Below are 17,374 nucleotides of genomic sequence, written 5' to 3' on the forward strand. Positions count from 1 at the left end.
TCACCAGTAGAAGGGGGCGGCCCGTGGCCAGTCGCGCGGCAGCAGCAAGGGCTGCGCGGCCTGGGTCTTGGGGTCGATACTATTGAGCGTCAGCGCCAGGAACACCCGAGCATGGCTACGGGCAGCCGGATTGGCGCTATCGGCTAGTGGCACATTGAACTGCAGCAACCAGCGGCTGGGGTCCAGGGGGTCGGTGCTGGGCAAAGCCACCGGCTGATGTGCCTCGATAAAGCGCAGCAAGCCCCAGTTGCCAGCGGCAGCAAAGCTGGCCACGCTGCCATCCACCCTCAAGGTGGTTTGCGTCGTATCCACCACCGGACGCCAGGCTGATTGCTTTGCCCAGTTCAGGTCCAGCACGATGGCTTCGCCAAACGGCCAATCCAGGTCGCGGGTACTCCCCGGGTATTCGGCCAGGGCGCTGCCCGTGCTCAGGTGCCAACTGATCAGTTGCTCAGCCCCCATGGTCTGGCGTGACAGGGCGCGGAAGCCAACACCCAGCCTAACCGGCCGGCTACCCTCGGAGGTGCCCAGCGTAGGCCGCAGGAAGTCAGCCACGGTATCCAGCCTATCCAGGAAGCGCCGTATATCGTTCCAGCGGCTGTGTTTAAGGCCGGCAATGGCCTTGTCCAGCCCCTCTCGCTCCGCATCATAGTCGCGGAAGAACGCACGGACGGTGTTCAGGTCCGCGTCGCGGGCATCGCTGTCGGCAAAGGGGTAACGGCCTATCAGCTCGCGATTGAAACGGTTGGCCAGCTTGCGGTAGCGCATATAGGCATCGGCCTCGCGCCTGTCCTGGCAGCGCCATAGGCTTTGGGCCGAGAGCATGCGGTAGCGCTGGCTATAGAGGTCGTATCCCTCTACCGCCTTGCCTGCTTGCGCCAGGCTGGTACCACAGGTCTCGTAGTCCAGGGTTGCCAGCGTCTTGCTGAACAGTGTCTCCAGCGAGCCCAGTGAGCTGCCAGGCTCCTTGAAATCCCGATAGCGCTTGAGTTCGGTAATGGTGTTACGCCAATAGCCCTGGCTGGCACCATTGGCCGTACCCAGGCTGCCGCCACGGTCTAGCAGGCTGACGAAGGGGGCTGCATAGTCGGCCAGTACGGCACTGCGCTCCCTTTGCTGCACCAGGTATTCCTTGACCTGGCCACTATCGCCAAACAGATAGACTGGGTGCGTCCCTCCAGCCATCTCACCAACGGCGGACTCAGGCTGGTAGAGCTTGCTGTTTTCGGCCAGTGCATCCACCCGTAGCAGCATGTCGCCGGCGTATTCACGCAGGCAGCGGCTGAAGGGTTCGGCACCGCCGGCACCATTGACCTGCTGCAACTGAGTGAGCAGCTTGTTCAGGGCATCAAGTTGCTTGCCAAAATTGGCGCTCTGGCTGGCCATCTGTGATTCCTGGTCTGCCTGGCCGGCTGCGTGCCAGTCCAGCGGCTTTTTCTGGGCATCGCTGAGCGTGGCATTGAGCACCAATTGCAGCTGTCGGCGCGCCAGACGATCAAACAGAGGGCGGTCTCCGTCTTCACTGACGCTTTGTGCGGTGGCGAAGCTCTGGTACTCGCGCAGGTAGCTGGCGGCCTGCCCCAGCTGCTCCTGGCGCCAGCCAGCCTGGGCAAACTGGCAGCTCAGGTTCTGGCGACCCTCAAGGGGCATGAAGCTAAGCTTGCGCAAGGCCACAAAGCCGGTCAATTCAGGTGCCAGTGCCGGGTTCAGCGTGTAGTCCTCCCCTGCTGGTACGAACACCGCACCGTAGGGCGGCAGCGTCAAGGACTTCATCTTGGCCAGCGCGGGCTCGGTGCAGTGGGTGGGGCTGAAGTGGGCATCAACATCTGCGAGGTGCATGGGATAGCCGTGGCGCTGATACAGTGGCTGGAGGCGCTCGGCCAGGCGATTACCGGTGTTCACGCAGGGGTTGCCGCCGCGTGGATTGCCCAGCCAGTTAGAACGCATCCAGCCCAGCCAGTCTTGCAAAGCCACCAGATGCTCCATCACTGCAGTCTGGCCAGCGGTGTTGTTGTCGGTGCCGAGCATCTGCACCAGGCGCTCGCCCAGGTCTATGCGCTCCAGCAGTTCCTTGCGCAAGCCGTCGGACTGCAGATCAATCTGGCGCGCTATGCCTTCCTTCATCTGGCTGGGCAGGGTCAAGGGTGTTTTGTAGTGCAGGCGGGCAAGCGACTCGTAATACAGGCTGTTGAGGCCGTTGCGTTGTGTGGGTGGTGGCGTGCCATAGGCGTAATGGCTCAGTTGCTCAAACAACTGCACCTGCCGCTGCTTGGCCGAATCACCACCGGGCAGGGCCAGCTCGCGGAAGGCATCCAGATTGCTCTCCAACTCAATTACGCTGGCGACATAGCCGTCCAGATCGGCATTGGCTGCGGCAACGCTGCTGCTGGTGATCAGATTGTCCACTCGTCGCTTACCCTGAAAACCAGCCAGCTCCTGGGCTCGTCGCTCCAGCTTGCAGGCAATGCTGGGCATCACCACATCCTGGAAGGCTTTCTGCGACAGCCACTTGCTGGCATCGTCGACCATGCGCGTATCCACCCATGAGGCGGGAATGGCGGCAAAGCCGAGATCGGCCTTGAGGCTGCCCACCGCCTTGAGCACACCATAGACTTCTGACTGCCCAAGGCAGCGGCCCTTGCGTATGCTCTGCTCGCTGACGGTGTGGACCATGTCAAAGGCGTTGCCCAGGCTGGCGGTCTGCTGCCGCAGCTGCACACTGCTCCAGGCCAGCGCGGCAAACAGGCCGCACACAATGGCAAGCCCGCCAAACTGGAACCGGCGGATCAGGTTGTTACGCGACCAGATACTTTGCCTGACAGGACGGGCCAGGCCGGATTCGGCCAGTATCTTCTGGGTGAACAGGTTCTCGACGAAGTCGATCTGGGCGCTGACACCGCTGGGTGTGGCGCCATCCGCTGCCAGGCTGCCACTGAAGTAAACGCCGCGAAAATAAAAACCGGCATGATAGGTGCTGGGCTTCAGTACGGTCTCCAGCAAGGCGCCCAATGGTACGGACAGCCTGCCGAAGCGTTGCGGAAACAGGAAAAAGTCATCTGCATCGGCAATCTGGTCGCGCCCGGCGGCCGCCTCAATCTGCAACTGCCGCAGACTATTGATCTGCTCGGTAAACAGCTGTTTCAGCAGCCCGGGTATATCCTCGTAGTCGGTCAGCGAGGGATTGGACCAGCCCCATATCTCCTTGCGCCTTGCCACAGGTTGCGCCGACCAGAATGCCCGATAGCCGGCAATGGCGTCGCACTGGGTCAGCACCACGTACACAGGCAAGACGAACTCAAATCGCTTCTGCAACTGCCAGAGCTGTCGATAGCACGATTCAGCCAAATCCTGCAGGGTTGTTGTATCGGCGCGCAACAGGGTGGCCGCCGAGATGGTCAGAACAACTGCGTCAATCGGCCGTTCCGGCCGGCGGCTATCAATGGCATCCAGCACCTTGAGCCAGCGCTTTCCTTCGTTGCTGTCAGTCTCCGCCGCAGGTAACAGCCCGTTGGGGTCGACTACGGCGCCGCCGCTGCAGAAATGCCATTGAGTATCGGTGACCGGCAGTTTCTGTTCGCGCAACAGGACAGCCTCGCGCTGGCCATCCTGCAAGGATGCAACCAGGCTTGACTTGCCTGCACCTTGTTCGCCCAGCAGGAGCACCCAGGGGCTACGGTAGCGCCATTCCCGCCGGGTACTGAGGTAGCGCAACGCCCCCAGCATCACATCAGCCCAGTGCTGGGGTGACAGGCTGGCAGTGGACGCAGGCTTGGCAGGGGTACTTGCCGCCGCAGCTGGCGCGGCAGCTGCGGGCTTGGCTACGGCAGGGCGGCGACTGCGCAGCAGCAGCCACACCAGCAGCACCAGAATAATGGCACCGCAACCAAGGCCCAACAAAACCGGCAGGCTCCAGGTCTCCGCGTGGGGCTGGTAAGGAATAGACCCTAGATTCAGGCTCTTTGCCATGACGCTAGCCCCCGCCCATATAGCTATCGAGCTTGGCAGTCAGCGGAACGAGCGTCTGCAGCCAGATGGCCGTGGAGACCACCAGGTAAACCAGCAGCGCTATTGCACCGGCTCGATACCAGGGCTTCATGGGGGCCAGCCGGTGGTCATCCTTGACGATGAGCGTGTGGGAGTAGGCTTGCGAGAACACCGGCTTGTCGGCCGAAACGAGCGGGCGCCGATCAGCGATGTAGCGCAACAACTTGCTGCGATAGCTGGCCAGGGCAGCCTGGCCGTGCTGGCCCCGATACTCTCCCTTGAAGCCCAGTTGCAGGGTTAGCAGAAAGATGATGCCCAATTCCAGCTGGAGACGGCCCCGTCCACGGGTATGTAGCAGGTTGCCCAGCAGCTCGAAATAGGTCCTGCCGGCTTGTTGGCGACGGAACAGGGCGTATTCGATCAGGTTGGACAACCAGTGGGTATTGCCGGGCCAGTCCACCTCCAGGATGAACACCTCGTCGCCCAGGCCAGCCATGACGAACTGGACGATGCGGTAGGCACGCAACTCGGCTTCCGGCGACGACACCGCCATTTCCCGCCCTTGCTGAAGCAAGCGTTGCGACAACCTGCCGCTGACCATGCTGGCAAGGTCTGCCGGGCTGGCATGGGCGGGCAGATCACCACCCAGCAGCAGCGGCAACCTGCCGTGCGCGATGGCCTGCTTGATCACGGCCACATCTTCATAGAACTCGGTAAACCGGGCCAGCAGGGCGCCATCGGACCACGTGGTATCAGTCATCGTGCGCCACCTCGTGGATGTCTACGGTGGCCTGGGGCTTGGACTGCGGCATGGACCGGGTCAGGTGCAGCACGATCTCGCGCGGCGACTGTCCTTCCATCGGACCCTGCACCAGCAGTGGGCGGCCTTGGCGTATTACCGGCAACAGCTTGTCACCCACATCGATGGCCTTGTTGCTGATCTCGAACAGCAACGCGCCGTCCGAGACGTTCAGACCACTGTATTGATTTGCCGGCAGTTGCCGCACGCTGGCGCCGGGCAGGCGGCGTTGCTCCAGCACGGGCATCAGGTCATCGCTGGCCACCCTGGCGTGCTGCATCCACTGCCGCAGGCTTGCCGGGCTCACCCCATCGCTGCCCCGCACCTCAATCACCAGGGCATCCGGGCGTAGTTCCTCGGGTAGCTGGCGCATAAAGCTGGTGGGCGACAGTCGCTCGAATAGCATGGCCTCAAACGGGGCATTCAAGAGTGCCAGGCGGGTTTCGATATACCCCAGCAAGGTCAACATGCCAGGCAGGAAATCCTCGTGCCTATAGGCATCCAGCACGGGTGGCGTAGGGTTGGCACCCAGCGCGGCAATCTGGCCCGCCATGGCGGCAAGGCACATATAGATATCATGTGGGTGGCTGACACCGGCGCGCAGCCTCAATTCCAGCAAGGGCAGCATGGAAGCCAGGTGGCGTGCGGCATATAGCTGCTGCCGGCCATCCCGATCCAGCCTGCCCACATTGTCGGCCACCTCCCGGCCACCTACCAGATCGCGAATCTTGCCGCGCATGGTTTCAGTCAGCGCATTCAGCTTCAGGCTTATCTGGCGCTCCTCCAGGAAGGTGGCGGCGCAGAACCGCAGCAGGGGTGGGTGGTAAGGCCCGACATGGTAGTGGCCAACCGCATCGCGTACCACCTCCAGCAATGGGAAGGATTCATACTTGGCAGGTATGCGTATGCCAGGCAGCAATTGCAACCGTGGCCGCAGGCGGCCTACCTCCATACGATCCTCACCAGTGTTCTCGTCCACCTCCAGGTGCCCTGGCACGGCATTGAAGCGCTGGATGCGGCTGGTGACGCTGGCGGCACCCTCTGCCCGTATGGGAATGCCGACAAAGACCCTGAGTGGCCCTTCGTTCCAGCCTTCAATGGTCTTCAGATCCAGCGTCAGGGGCTGCCCATAGTCGTCGGTATGGTGGCCTGGATACTGCACTGGTACGCCATCGGGCATGACGGCATGCAGGCGGGTGATCCTGAGGTTGCCAGCGGCCAGCGCGGCTTCGTCGTAGGCCAGATCCAGCAGCCCCCAGTAATAGGGCTGCAGGCAACCGGCAAGGTGGCGCAGCTGATGCGACCAATAGATATCGTTCTGCTGCAGATGCTGGGGTGACAGCAGCATCCCTTCCGACCATTGCACGGCTTCGGGCATGAGAGTGGTGATATCCATGGCGCTTTCCTAGTTGAGCACGGTGAAGCGGTAATCATTGGCACGCAGGCGTAGCTCTGCAGCCTTGGTAAAAGTCAGGTCCAGCACATGCTGCCCATGGGACGACTGCATGTCGGCATATGCCCTGATGGCCAATGCCTTGCCCGTTCTGCCCGGTAGGGGGACGGGGTCCAACACATGTGCCGGCGGCAATTCCAGTGCAACGACCTGCAATGCCGTAGGCATGCCATCCAGCAGTGCCTGCTTCTGGGCAAACCACTCTGGTGCCGTCTTGGGCAGCGAGCCGATGGCTGATTGTTCGAACACCAGGACGATATCCACGCGGGTCGCGCTATCGCTGTTGGCGCCGATGTCCGACACCAGACGCAATTCCCGGAGATCGGCCTTGGGTGGCCCACCCAAGCCTACCCAGCCGGCCACGCTGCTCATGGCGCCGCAGCCCTGCAGGAGCAGTATCAACAGCATCAATGGCAGCCAGTGCGGCCATGTCCTGCCTGCCTGCCTGGGTTGGGAAGAAGGTCGCATGTTCATGGTGGGCATCAGCTCAGCAGGAGCACGCGCACCTGTGCGGGTGTCAGCGACACGCCGATGGTGTTGGTGCTGTTCTGGATATTGAGTGTGGTCATCCGGGTGGCGAACACCGGCCCGTGCATGACTTTGAAGCTGCCCAGCACAGGACGGTCTGGCCCTGCCATGGTGCCGGATGCCACACCCAGCAAGACACCGGTGAAGTCGCCCAGGCTCACCGTTCCCTGGGTCAGCAGGTTTTCGGCCAACCCGCCACCGATCAGGAAATTGAAGATCGACGGAATATGCGTCACCGAGAAGGTGATGTTGGGGTAAGGCACGGGCACCGCCAGCGGTGGCGTCAGGCAGACATCGGGGAAGCCCAGATTCATCACGCCCAAATTGGTATTGGCAAACATGCAGCGCCTCCTAGCCCAGGCTGATGCGTTCGGCATCGGCACGGATATCTTCGTCCGCCGTTACCAGCGTCTGCCTGGCATGCAAGCGGCCCAGGCCGCTCGCGGTCATCAGCCAGGTCTCGCACCGCCCAACCACATGGCGTGCCGACTGCAGCAGGCTGCCCAGCACGTTAAAGGTCAGGTCGCGGGCCGATACCGTGAGCCGGCCCGCAGCGGTCAGATCGGCCTCGTCAGCCGTGATCAACGCCAGCCGCCGCTCGCCGCACAGGGTCAATTCGGGCGAAGCAATGGTCAGGCGCGGAATGCCCGCCACTTCTATGCTGGCTTCGCTGGCATCCAGCCGCGACAGGACATGCAGCACCCAGCGCTCGCCCCCGCTCGCCGCCAGGTAAAGCACACGGTCCCCCGACTGGGGCACCAGCAGGCAGGACAGCGCCGTACGGGCTGCACAACCGTCATCCAGCAAAAGCCGGCCACCACCTAGCGACAAGGCCACCACGGCTTCGCTGTAGTTGACCTGCTGCTGCATGACAGGCTCGGGGAGGGGACGTTTTGTCGTCATCATGCTGACTCCAGGCTCAACACAGGTTGTTCGGCCGCCAGCAATGCCTGGTCGGTCTGATATGCCAGCGCAGTGCGGGCGCCGGTAAAGTCGCAGTCGTCGAACACGGCACCATGCAACCTGACCCGGTCAAAGCCGCAATGGCTGAAGTTGCTGCGGTTGCAGCGGGCATGGTCAAACCGGCCGTAATCGAAATGCACGCCATGCAGGTCGCAATCCGTCAGGCGGGCGTGATCCCACACCGACTGCGCCAATGCAGCACCGCTGAAGTCGCAGCCGTCTAGTACGGCGCGGACAAACAGGGCAGACTGAAGCTGGCTGTCGGTAAACCGGCAAGCATTCAGCTGTGCTTCGAGAAAGAGTGCATGGCCGGCCTGTGCATGATTGAAACAGGCTTGATCCAGCCGGCTACCGTGGAAGTTGGTGGCGGTCAGGTCGGTGCCGCTGAAATCAGTGCTGCCAAAATCCACGCCATCAAAATTGCAGCGCGGCAACGCCAAGCCCGCCAGCTTCTGGTTCAGCAGGGTGCTGCCGATAAAGGCCACGGTGTCGGCCTGTAAGCCACCCAGCAAGGCATCTGCCAGGTTCAAGCCGGTCAACGCGCACTGCAGCAGGCGCGCATCGGTCAAATCCAGCTGTGCGGTGGTGCTGCCGGCAAAAGCACAACGCTTTAGCCCCACCGCCGCAAAGCAGGCCTGCTGCAGGCCACACTGCAGCCAGTTGCTGACTTCCAGGCTGGCGCCCCGCCAATCACTGCCAGCCAAGGTGCATTTCACCCAGGCGGTATTGGTGGCGCGGGTATCGTTCCACTGGGTGTGGTCGAGCTGGCAATCAATAAAGGCGGCGCCATCGAGCTTGGCACCGCGCAGGTCGGCGCCTCGCAGATCGCATTGCACCCAGCGGCTATTGCTCAGGTCGGCATCGCGCAGATCTGCCGCTGGCAAGCCGCAGCGGTGCCAGGTCAGGTCAGCCAGTTGGCTGCCAGCGGCAGACCACTGCAACGCAGTGGCATCCTGTACCGGCCGGCCCAGGCGGGTGGCCCGGTCGATCGCATCGCGCAAGGGGTTCATACGGCCTCCCTCTGCGCGACGGTCGCCTTGAGCCTATGCTGCGCACGCCGCCAGCTGGCGGGGTCGAAATCTGCATTGTCGAGGCGGGCATCGGTGAAGTCGGCATCGTCCAACGTGGCTTGGCGCAGACTGGCGCGGCGCAGGTCTGCGCCCCTGAAGCTGGCCTTGCGGCAGATGGACTGCAACAGATTGGCGCCGCGCAGTTCGCTGTCGGTGAGGTCGGCATCCTGCAACAGGCACCGCGCCAGCAGGCTATCCACCAGACAGGCCCGATGAAAGTTGCCTGCTGCCAGGTCGCAATCGATCAGGCGTACCTTGCGCAGGCTGGCATCCTGCCAGTTGATGCCACGCCAACCGCTACCGCTGCTATATAAGCCATCACCGCGCAGGCCCAGCGCACTGGCGCCCATGGCGGCGCAGCGCAATACCACGGCCTTGCGCCAGTCACTGCCGTCCAGCTTGGCGTTGAGCAGCACCGTCTTTTCCAGGCGGGCTTCGCGGAAGTCGGTTTCGCGCAGATCGGCCTTGAGCAACAGGCATTGCATCAGGCTGGCGCCTTGCCAGTCGCTGCCCCCGGCGCGTATATCCGTCAGCAAGGTGCGGGCGATCACGGCTTTGGTCAGCTTGCTGCCTTGCAGCAGGGCCTCGTTGAGCTGCACGTCCTCCAGCACCGCACCCGTGAAGTCGGCACCATGGAAATCTGCCTTGGGGGCCAGCACCTTGCGCAGGCTGGCGCCCGCCAAGTTGGCGCCCGCAGCATGGCAGGCGGCCATGCCGGCTTCGTCCAGCAAGGCGCCACTCAGGTCGGCCTGCTCCAGATGACTGCCAACCAGGCTGGCGCCGCGGAGATCGGCCTGGGCCAGATTGGCACCCCGCAGATTGGCAGACTCAAAGCAAACCTGGCGCAGGTCTGCTCCACGAAAATCCATCCCCGCCAGATTGGCGCCGCGCAGATCCCGGCCGGCCAGTACAATCCCGCCCTGGCGCCATAGCCGTATCTGTTCGCCCAGCCATTGTGCCAAATCGTCGGCCAGCGGTGGTTCAGCCGGCGCAGGCAGCAGGCGTTTGGCCTGGCGCTGCAGGGCGGGTAGCTGTCCCAGATCGGTAATCAGTTTGGCGCGTTCTTCGCTGGAGAGCGGTTTGCCCGCTTCGGCCGCCAATTGCAAGGCGTGATCCAGCTGTGCCACGTTGGCATCATCACCGCCCACCAAGTCCCAGGCCGGCTGGGCGACGCGGCGGTAGTGGCGCTCACGCGTTTCCGCTGCATCCGGTGGGGGAACGGGTGGCATGCCTGCAACTTTTTCGGCGGCTTCTACCAGTTTTGCTTCGCCGTCTTGCCGTGCTTGCTGCGCCATCGCAGTGACACCGGACAACCAGACGCCAAGGTCAACCTCTCCTTCTTGAAGCGAGGGGTAGTCGATATCCATGGGTGAGGCCGTGATCCTGGGCGGGACATAATCAGCCGGGGGCTGGGTGCCGATCTGTTGCCAGATATCTGCCAGGTGGGCATCCAGCCGAGCCTGCTGTTTCTCTTGGCGCTCGGCTTGCCGCTGGGTGGCTGCGATCGCGCGCGCGGCTTGCACTTCTGCCGGCAGGGCAGGGGCCAGCTGTGCTTCGTTCATGGCATGCAATACGGCGGTGGCTTCGTCGCTACGCAGTTGCATGACTTCGGCGTAATGGGCCTGGGCCTTGGGGGCTGCGAGCGCCTCATACCCCACCATGACGGCATCGATATCCAGCCCATCCGGGTCGCTTACCGGTGTACTGCCGTGGTAGATGCAGACCCCCAGCATGGCCTCTGGCAGCAGCCAGACGGTATCGAGCGACATGGCCACTTCGCGCATTTCACCGCTGGTTTTTTCCCGCACACAAGCGCGGGCGGCGAAGCCAGGTAATTGGCCTGCTATCCTGGGCTGGCTAGGGTGTAGATGATCCAGGCTGTAGTGCTCGTCACCGCGCCAGGGGCCGTCGTTCCATTGATCCGTTGGTGCCACCTGGAAGAAGCGGGCATCGATATTCCTTGCCAGTCCTGGCGCATCCTCAAGGAGCCATTGCTCATCGTAGCTACCCACCCACTGCGCCCGTGCCGGGAGGGTTTGCTCCAAGGGGCCCAGCAAGGCGGGTACCAACTTGCGCACATGGCTATCCACCGGCACCTGCGCCAGCTCGATATTGGGCATGGGCCCTTCGTTGGTACCTATCCAGCCTGCAAGGCGGTTGCCGGTATAGCCGGCGCCGACGGGGTTGTCTGCATGCTTGGGGCCGCCAAAGGCCTTCTCTGCCAGCAAGGGCATGCGGGTGAAGGGTTGCGGCTCGCTGATGCGGTACCAAGGCCCGTAATACCAACGCCTGTCACCCCAGACGCGCAGCTGCTTCTCAACCTCGCCCAGGCGCATGCTGGCTACTAGGCTGCTTACAGGCTCACCGGCAGGCGCATAGGCGTTTCCTGCCAATAGCAGCTCGCCGTGGGGCTTGGGATGGATCTCATCCAGGGGCTTGCCGGGCGGCAATGCCTTCAGCAGCAAGGGCCATTGCTCGGCTTCGGGCAAAAAGCGATGGGATGCTTCCCCCAGCCGGAAGAAGCCTATTGCAGCGACGGCCAGCCGGTGCCCACCTTGTTGCCGCCAGGGGCGGGTGAGCAGACCCAGGCTAAGTGGCTTGATGGTCTTCATAGAATCATCTTCAAGGCAGAGATCAGCGAGATTTCCATGCCGCTGATGTCGTATTTCATGACCGGCATTTCAGATTGAAACAAAATGCCAGGCCCACTGACCTTGACCGTGGCATTCTCGCCAACGATATCAACGGTGTTGCGTGCACCCACGCTGGAGGCTTCGGTGGCGACCCCGGTCACGCTGATGCGCATGCTGGCACCCGTTGCGTTCAGATCCATGCTGGCGCCAACGGCGCTATTGGTCGAACTGGCCCCCGTCAGGTGTATCTGCAGGCTGGCGCCGGTCAGGGTGTTCTGGTTGCTGGCCCCAGTCACGCTATTGCTATTGCTTATCCCTACGGCCTCATTGCTGTTGCTGATGCCGATGGCACTGCTGTTGCTGCGGATATCTATGGTTTCGGTGGAGGTGCTGGTGGCATTGATGGTGGTCTTGTTGGTGACATTGCCGTTGTGCGTGTTCTCGGTGTAGGCCGTATCGTCTACGGTTGTGTAGCTTTCCGTCTTGTCATGGCGGGCCCGGTTATAGCTGATGCCGTAGTCCACAATATTGGACGACACCTTGCCGGTACTACGCCCGAAGCTGGAACCGAAAGACTCATCCACCCGCAGCAGATCGCTGGTCGGCCCATATGAGCCATAGGTCGTCGGCAGGTCTTGCGTGGCATCCGGCGCGGTCGATTCTGCAGTGGACAAACCATAGTTGGCGCCCTGGCCGTAGCTGGTTTCGCGGAACTTGCCGGTGGCGTAGGCCTTGGTCACCACATCGACTGCCTTGCTCAGGTCAGCTGTGGAGCTGGCGCCAAAGCTGATGTTCTGGCCATCGCCGTAGCGCGTGCCATAGCTGCTACCCACATTGGTGCTAGCGATCCACGTGGAAGGTGTCACCGTGGTATTGCCACAGCTCGACACGATCTGCTGCAGCTCAGGCAGCTCGGATTCATCATTGGAGCGTCCGACGATGACCTGCGCGCCTATCTCGGGCACGGTCTGCATATGTGCGGCCAGTTTGACCCAGCGGCGGGTGCCGGCCGTATCCGTGGCCAGGCAGACAAAGGCACCCACTGCCTGCAGTTCGGCCTGGTCTTCCGATTCCTTGTCGCTGTAGCTGCTGCGACCTGGATCGAAGTCGCTTTTCTTGAGGAAGCGCCAGTCCGTCGGTGGGGTGACGCTTTCGGCATGGCCGACGACAACCGCAAGCACCGAGCCCTGCTGGGTGTCCGCCAGCGAGAAAGCCGACACCAGGCCTTCGGCCTCGGTGGCCTCGAAGCGATTCTTGTAGCTGCCATCCAGGCTGGCCTCGTGCTCCACCTTGGTCAGCACGAACTGGCGCAGATTCAGGCTGGGGCGTACCGGCATGGGCGAGCCCTCCATGACGTCTTCGGTCATGGTGAAGCGAAAGCCTGCCCGGAACATCGGGCAGAAACTTTGACCACTAAGCTGGCTGGCGCCGCTGCGGCTGGCCTGTTCAGTCAGGCTGGCAAAATGCTCGGCGGCAGAACGGCTGCTACCGTACTGGAAAATCTTGTGCTGCCGGAACACCCGCCCGGCATCCGACGCATCGGGCTTGGCGGCATTGAAGCCATAGATGCCGGCGCAGCCATCCACCTGCCAGGCCTCGTCCTGACGGGTGAATACGGTATGCACCGCGCTGATCTGCAGGCTTTGCTGATAACGGTAGTCGCCGATCACATCAAACTGCGACAGGCCGCCCTCGGTATCATCGGTAAAGGTGTAGCGTAGCTTGCGGCCAGGTAGCGCCTCGGGGTATTCCGGCCGATTGGCCAGGACCAGCGTGTGACTGCGTGCTGTGTGCTTAAAGTAGAAGTAAAGATGCGCCTTGCCCATCAGGCGGCGCAGGAAGTCGTAATCCGACTCTCCCACCTGCAGCCAGTCCTGGGTACGTGCCAGCGCAAGTCCGCCAACGGCGCTGACATCGACATCGATGTGGTGATAACCCAGCACCGCCAGCAAGGTATCGCTGATGTTGCTGTCCTGGTACAAGGTGTAGCGATTGGCCAGGGTCAACAGCCAGAGAGCAGGTCGCACGGTCAGTTGGTATATGCCGGGCGCACTCATGGCGAAGGCGGCTACGATACCGTTGAACAGGGTCAACCCATCGCTTGCGCCCCCGGCTATCGCCTTGGCAAAACGCTCGCTGGATGCCTCGATGGCAGTCGGGTCCTCAACCTGCTCTGGCATGGGCAATCCGACGCCAAAGGTAACGGCCTTGCCTATCAGCTGGTCAAAGCGCAGTTCGCGCCCCGGCTTGCCGCTATTGCCACGCAACTCCAACTGGTATTCAAAGGGCTCGGATACCTGGTCCTGCCCGGTAAAGCTGACCAGTCGGAATGTCTCGTCGCCGATGATGTCCTGGCTATCCAGGAATATGGCGCAATGCAGGTACAGGGCTGTGTTCTCGACACTGCCTACATCGGTGATGCCGATGCGGTCTTCTGGCGCATTCATGCTGCATCTCCTGCAGCAGGAAAGGCACGAACGAGACAGCGCGCCTGGTGCTGGCTTCTATCACCACCTGCCAGCCAGGCTGTCTGCCCCAGCCGCATGCCCCAATAGCCTTCGCCAGTCGGGCCGGGTTGCCAGGCTTGCCGGGTGAGGCGTGAAGGTACGGCCTGAGTGCTCTCAAGGTGTAGGCAAACCAGCGCATCTTGCCGACGCGCCAGCAGAAAACGTATGAGTTCGGCAAGCTGGCGGTGGCGATAGCCATGGCCGCTACGCCGCCGAGATACCAGCAGGGCGTAGCGTGGCGCCTCCACGCGCTGATAGGCAAGCCCGCGGCAGGTGCGGCCATTGGGCAGTAGTTTGCAGGCCGCGGCATAGGGCAGGGGGCCGATCTCCAGTGCAATCCGCGCTGCAGGCAGCCAGGCGCGATCACCCAGGCGAGTCGTTTGCCCCAGTGCAAAGGCACGGCGGCCCAGCAGGGTCTGGTCTTCTTCTGGCCGTGTTCGCCATGCACCTTGCAGGGGAATCAGGTGAACCGGTGCGCCGAGATAGCGCGACAGCACCCGCGTCAGCACCGGCGTGCTGCGACGCGGGTCGGCCAGCAGGCCGGCCATGCTGAGCCACGCCCGCCGGGGCAATACCATCTGTTCAGCCAAGCCAGGCGCTGCCATGCCCATGATGGCCGCCAGCATATGGGCATGCGGGGTGTCCTGAGGTGCCTGCAGGTTGAGCCCCATGCGATAGGTGGCCTTCAGCCTGTAGCGCAGGCTGTTGATGCGCTGATTGAACAGGTCCAGAAAGCGAGCCATGATCTCATCGCCATTGCGGATGCGTTCCAGCATCTGCTCCACCAGCCGCTCCGGCAGCGGGCCGGCATACCCCGCCAGGACGTAATTTCCTGTCTGCAGCATGGTGCGGCCATCCGCCATGGTGTCGATCTGGCGCACCTCGTGGCCCGGGAACGCCGCGCCCAGATTGGCCTGGAAGGCCAGGTGCCTATCCATCAGCTCGGGTTGCGCGCCCCGCTCGGCCAGCAGCAGCCGCACCAGTTGGTAGAAGTCGAAGCGACTCGCCTCGCTGCGTACCGACTCGCTCAGAGGACGACTTGTTCGCCAGCCATGGGTGGCCATGTTTTCAGCTTTCCTTTGACGTCATGGGTTTCCAGGCTCAACTCCGTCAGCATATTGACGCTGGCGAACAGGGCGAAGAAGCGGCGTAATACAGCGGCAAACAGCACTGGGCTACAGCCTTCGAAGCGCTGCCTGTCTATCTTGATGGTGATATGCAAGCCCTCGACCATATGGCGATAGCCGCCCCGGTTGACGGCGCGGACGATGGGTTCGGTGCTCAATCCGCTCAGGCTGTCTATCTGCTTGGCACCCAGCAGGGTGGCTCGCCCCAGGTGGAGTCGCAGCATGCTCTTGAGAGCGCCCAGCCCCTGGGCATTGCCTGTCAGCGGTAGATGGTTGAGTAACAATTGCGATATCAGCGCCCAGGGTTGTTTGCCCAGCAGTACCGGTGACTGGTGTGGCGTGGGCTTGGATGCCACCTGGGCAGCCTTGACCGGCCCCGAACCTTCCAGCGTGAGCTTGTCGCCGGCACAGAGTTGCTCGGCCAGCCGGCGATTGGTGCATAGCGCACGCCCACCTATGGTCTCGTCACTAGGACGCTGCAGGTCAAAGCCCATATCCAGAAAGGACACATAGGTTTCGGTACCCGGTACGCTACGAACCGTGCTCTCATCCCGACGGGTAACGTAGAAGTAATCCTGTTGCTCCAGCCGGTCGAAGCCATCCAGGGCGAAGTAGGGCGACAAGGGCCTGGGCGGTTCGCCGGGCCGGATGGCCGTGAGGGTTTCGATGCGGTAGATCTCGGTGTGGCGGTGCTGGGCCAGGTCGGCACTGAGTCGATACTCATAGCGGGAATGGTCCAGCGCCAAGGGCTCGATACGTTGGGGGAACAGATTGACCAGCGGGGCGCAATTCAGGCGCAATGAGCGCGGACCAGGGTCCAGGCTCTTGTCCACCGTGCTCTTGAGCAGCAACAACAGCTCAGCCTCCTGGCCGGCACCAGCAAAGTCCAGTCCGCTCAGCTCGAAGAACAAGAATTTCTCGGGGAAGGCGAAATATTCCTGTACCAGGCGGTAGCCGGGATGCGTGACCATATCGGTCGCCACTGCGGCTTCGCTGTCGTCAAAACCCAGCCAGCGCAGGGCGTCAGCACCCTGCCGGCGCAATTGCTGGCTGCCATCCAGGGTGGCAATCCCGGCCAGCTGCAGGCTGAGCAGCTCATACAGGCGCCAGCATGCCGGGTTTTCGATATCGAGATAGAACCGCAACTTCGACAGCGCCAGGGCTGCCAGCGGATGCTGTCCGGTGGTGCGCAGCCGTAGCTTCAATACCGAATGCACGGCAGGGTCGTTGCTGAGTCCATCAAACGCTGTGGTGGATATCTGCCTGACCTCGACGATCTCCAGCGGCACCAGGGGGATGTCGAAACAGGCGCTCATGCGGCAGCGCACATGGCGTCCCGCCTCGTCACGCGCCAGGGCATGAAACTCGCGGCCGCGCTCCAGCCGCACTGCCTGGGCATAGTTGGCATCTGGCCTGGGTGTCAGCTCGGCCACCAACAGGCTGGGTATGGGCGCTTCCAGGTGCGGGTAGAGCTGGGCCATCAGCGCATTGGGCAGCTGGCTGGCATCGCGATCCAGTTGGTGGCGCAGCCGGCCGGCCAGGAAGGCGAAGGACTGCATCAGCAACTCGACATGCGGGTCGCCCGACTTGCCTTGACCCATGGCCAAGGCCTGCGCGGTTGCCGGGTAGTCCTGGCCAAAGGTCACTGCCTGCTCGCGCAGCTGACCCAATTCAGACTCAAAGTAGTCGCGGAAGCTGAGACTGCGGTCCATCACGCCGCTCCTTGTCCGCACAAGCCCGTGCCCGGCCGGGTCAGCGGCTTTGCAGTGGCAGGCAAGATCAGTGCAGGTGTCATGGCACGCATCCAGACTAAGAGTTGAAATCAGTCGTTCTTGCCGGCACGGTTATGCGCAGGCGGTTCATCACATCATCCCCGGCGGCAGGGGGCGTGCTGCTGCCCGTTGCTGGCAACTTGGCTAGCCACCGCCATCGCGTTCAAACCGTAGCTCGGGCCCCTCCGGCAGATCGCGCAGCATGGCGGTCACGCCGATACGGAACGGGTGCCGTGGCTGCCTGGTGGGTAGTAGCTCTACCTTCACCCCAATCAGCCGCGGTTCGTGTAGTTCTATCAACTTGCGCAGGCGCTCGGCATAGTGCTGCAGCAAGGGGCCTCCGGCGGGCAGAGACAGCGGGTCGGGCATGCTGATGTCCAGCAAGCCCGTCCCTTGCTGCTCGGCCAGCCATTCGCGGCAACCCACCAGCCAATCGAGCTGGTACAGAATGGCCTTGCGCAGCGCCTCTTCGCCATGAGCTGCCAGGCTGTCGGGCCGAGCCACCAGTTTGTCGAAGAGGAACTGCACGGCATGCCTC

At 62.6% G+C, this 17,374-nt stretch carries 12 protein-coding genes; all 12 read right to left on the bottom strand.

Going from position 1 to position 17,374, the window contains the following annotated elements; genetic code table 11:
- Nucleotides 1-3,966 (bottom strand): type VI secretion system protein, encoded by a 3,966-nt coding sequence (locus tag QWZ03_RS19740; RefSeq protein WP_290334334.1) that lies wholly within the window; start codon nucleotides 3,964-3,966, stop codon nucleotides 1-3.
- A 4-nt stretch (nucleotides 3,967-3,970) separates the two neighbouring features.
- Complete coding sequence (locus tag QWZ03_RS19745) at nucleotides 3,971-4,744, bottom strand: DotU family type IV/VI secretion system protein (protein WP_284195989.1); 774 nt, start codon at nucleotides 4,742-4,744, stop codon at nucleotides 3,971-3,973.
- Complete coding sequence (gene tssK / locus QWZ03_RS19750) at nucleotides 4,737-6,179, bottom strand: type VI secretion system baseplate subunit TssK (RefSeq protein ID WP_290334335.1); 1,443 nt, start codon at nucleotides 6,177-6,179, stop codon at nucleotides 4,737-4,739. Before tssK ends, QWZ03_RS19745 begins: the two co-directional genes overlap by 8 nt.
- Nucleotides 6,180-6,188: 9 nt before the next feature.
- Nucleotides 6,189-6,644: a hypothetical protein gene (locus tag QWZ03_RS19755; RefSeq protein WP_290334336.1), complete on the bottom strand. Its 456-nt coding sequence runs from the start codon at nucleotides 6,642-6,644 to the stop codon at nucleotides 6,189-6,191.
- Between the two features lie 74 nt (nucleotides 6,645-6,718).
- On the bottom strand, nucleotides 6,719-7,105 hold the full coding sequence (locus QWZ03_RS19760; RefSeq protein ID WP_284195992.1) for a DUF4150 domain-containing protein: 387 nt from the start codon (nucleotides 7,103-7,105) through the stop codon (nucleotides 6,719-6,721).
- Between the two features lie 10 nt (nucleotides 7,106-7,115).
- Nucleotides 7,116-7,670 (bottom strand): DUF3540 domain-containing protein, encoded by a 555-nt coding sequence (locus QWZ03_RS19765; protein ID WP_290334337.1) that lies wholly within the window; start codon nucleotides 7,668-7,670, stop codon nucleotides 7,116-7,118.
- A complete protein-coding gene (locus QWZ03_RS19770; protein ID WP_290334338.1) occupies nucleotides 7,667-8,737 on the bottom strand; it encodes a pentapeptide repeat-containing protein in 1,071 nt (356 codons plus the stop codon). The genes QWZ03_RS19765 and QWZ03_RS19770 overlap by 4 nt, the downstream gene beginning before the upstream one ends.
- The gene (locus QWZ03_RS19775) at nucleotides 8,734-11,409 is read right to left on the bottom strand and encodes a DUF2169 family type VI secretion system accessory protein (protein ID WP_290334339.1); all 2,676 of its coding nucleotides are present in this window, start codon (nucleotides 11,407-11,409) and stop codon (nucleotides 8,734-8,736) included. The genes QWZ03_RS19770 and QWZ03_RS19775 overlap by 4 nt, the downstream gene beginning before the upstream one ends.
- Nucleotides 11,406-13,877: a contractile injection system protein, VgrG/Pvc8 family gene (locus QWZ03_RS19780; RefSeq protein WP_290334340.1), complete on the bottom strand. Its 2,472-nt coding sequence runs from the start codon at nucleotides 13,875-13,877 to the stop codon at nucleotides 11,406-11,408. Before QWZ03_RS19780 ends, QWZ03_RS19775 begins: the two co-directional genes overlap by 4 nt.
- Complete coding sequence (tssG, locus tag QWZ03_RS19785; protein WP_290334341.1) at nucleotides 13,874-15,001, bottom strand: type VI secretion system baseplate subunit TssG; 1,128 nt, start codon at nucleotides 14,999-15,001, stop codon at nucleotides 13,874-13,876. Before tssG ends, QWZ03_RS19780 begins: the two co-directional genes overlap by 4 nt.
- Nucleotides 14,965-16,776: a type VI secretion system baseplate subunit TssF gene (gene tssF / locus QWZ03_RS19790; RefSeq protein WP_290334342.1), complete on the bottom strand. Its 1,812-nt coding sequence runs from the start codon at nucleotides 16,774-16,776 to the stop codon at nucleotides 14,965-14,967. Before tssF ends, tssG begins: the two co-directional genes overlap by 37 nt.
- 204 nt (nucleotides 16,777-16,980) lie before the next feature.
- Nucleotides 16,981-17,364, bottom strand: a complete 384-nt coding sequence (locus QWZ03_RS19795; protein WP_284195999.1) for a GPW/gp25 family protein — start codon at nucleotides 17,362-17,364, stop codon at nucleotides 16,981-16,983.
- Nucleotides 17,365-17,374: the final 10 nt, after the last annotated feature.

Source organism: Chitinimonas viridis (assembly GCF_030409555.1).
GTDB classification, from domain to species: domain Bacteria; phylum Pseudomonadota; class Gammaproteobacteria; order Burkholderiales; family Chitinimonadaceae; genus Chitinimonas; species Chitinimonas viridis.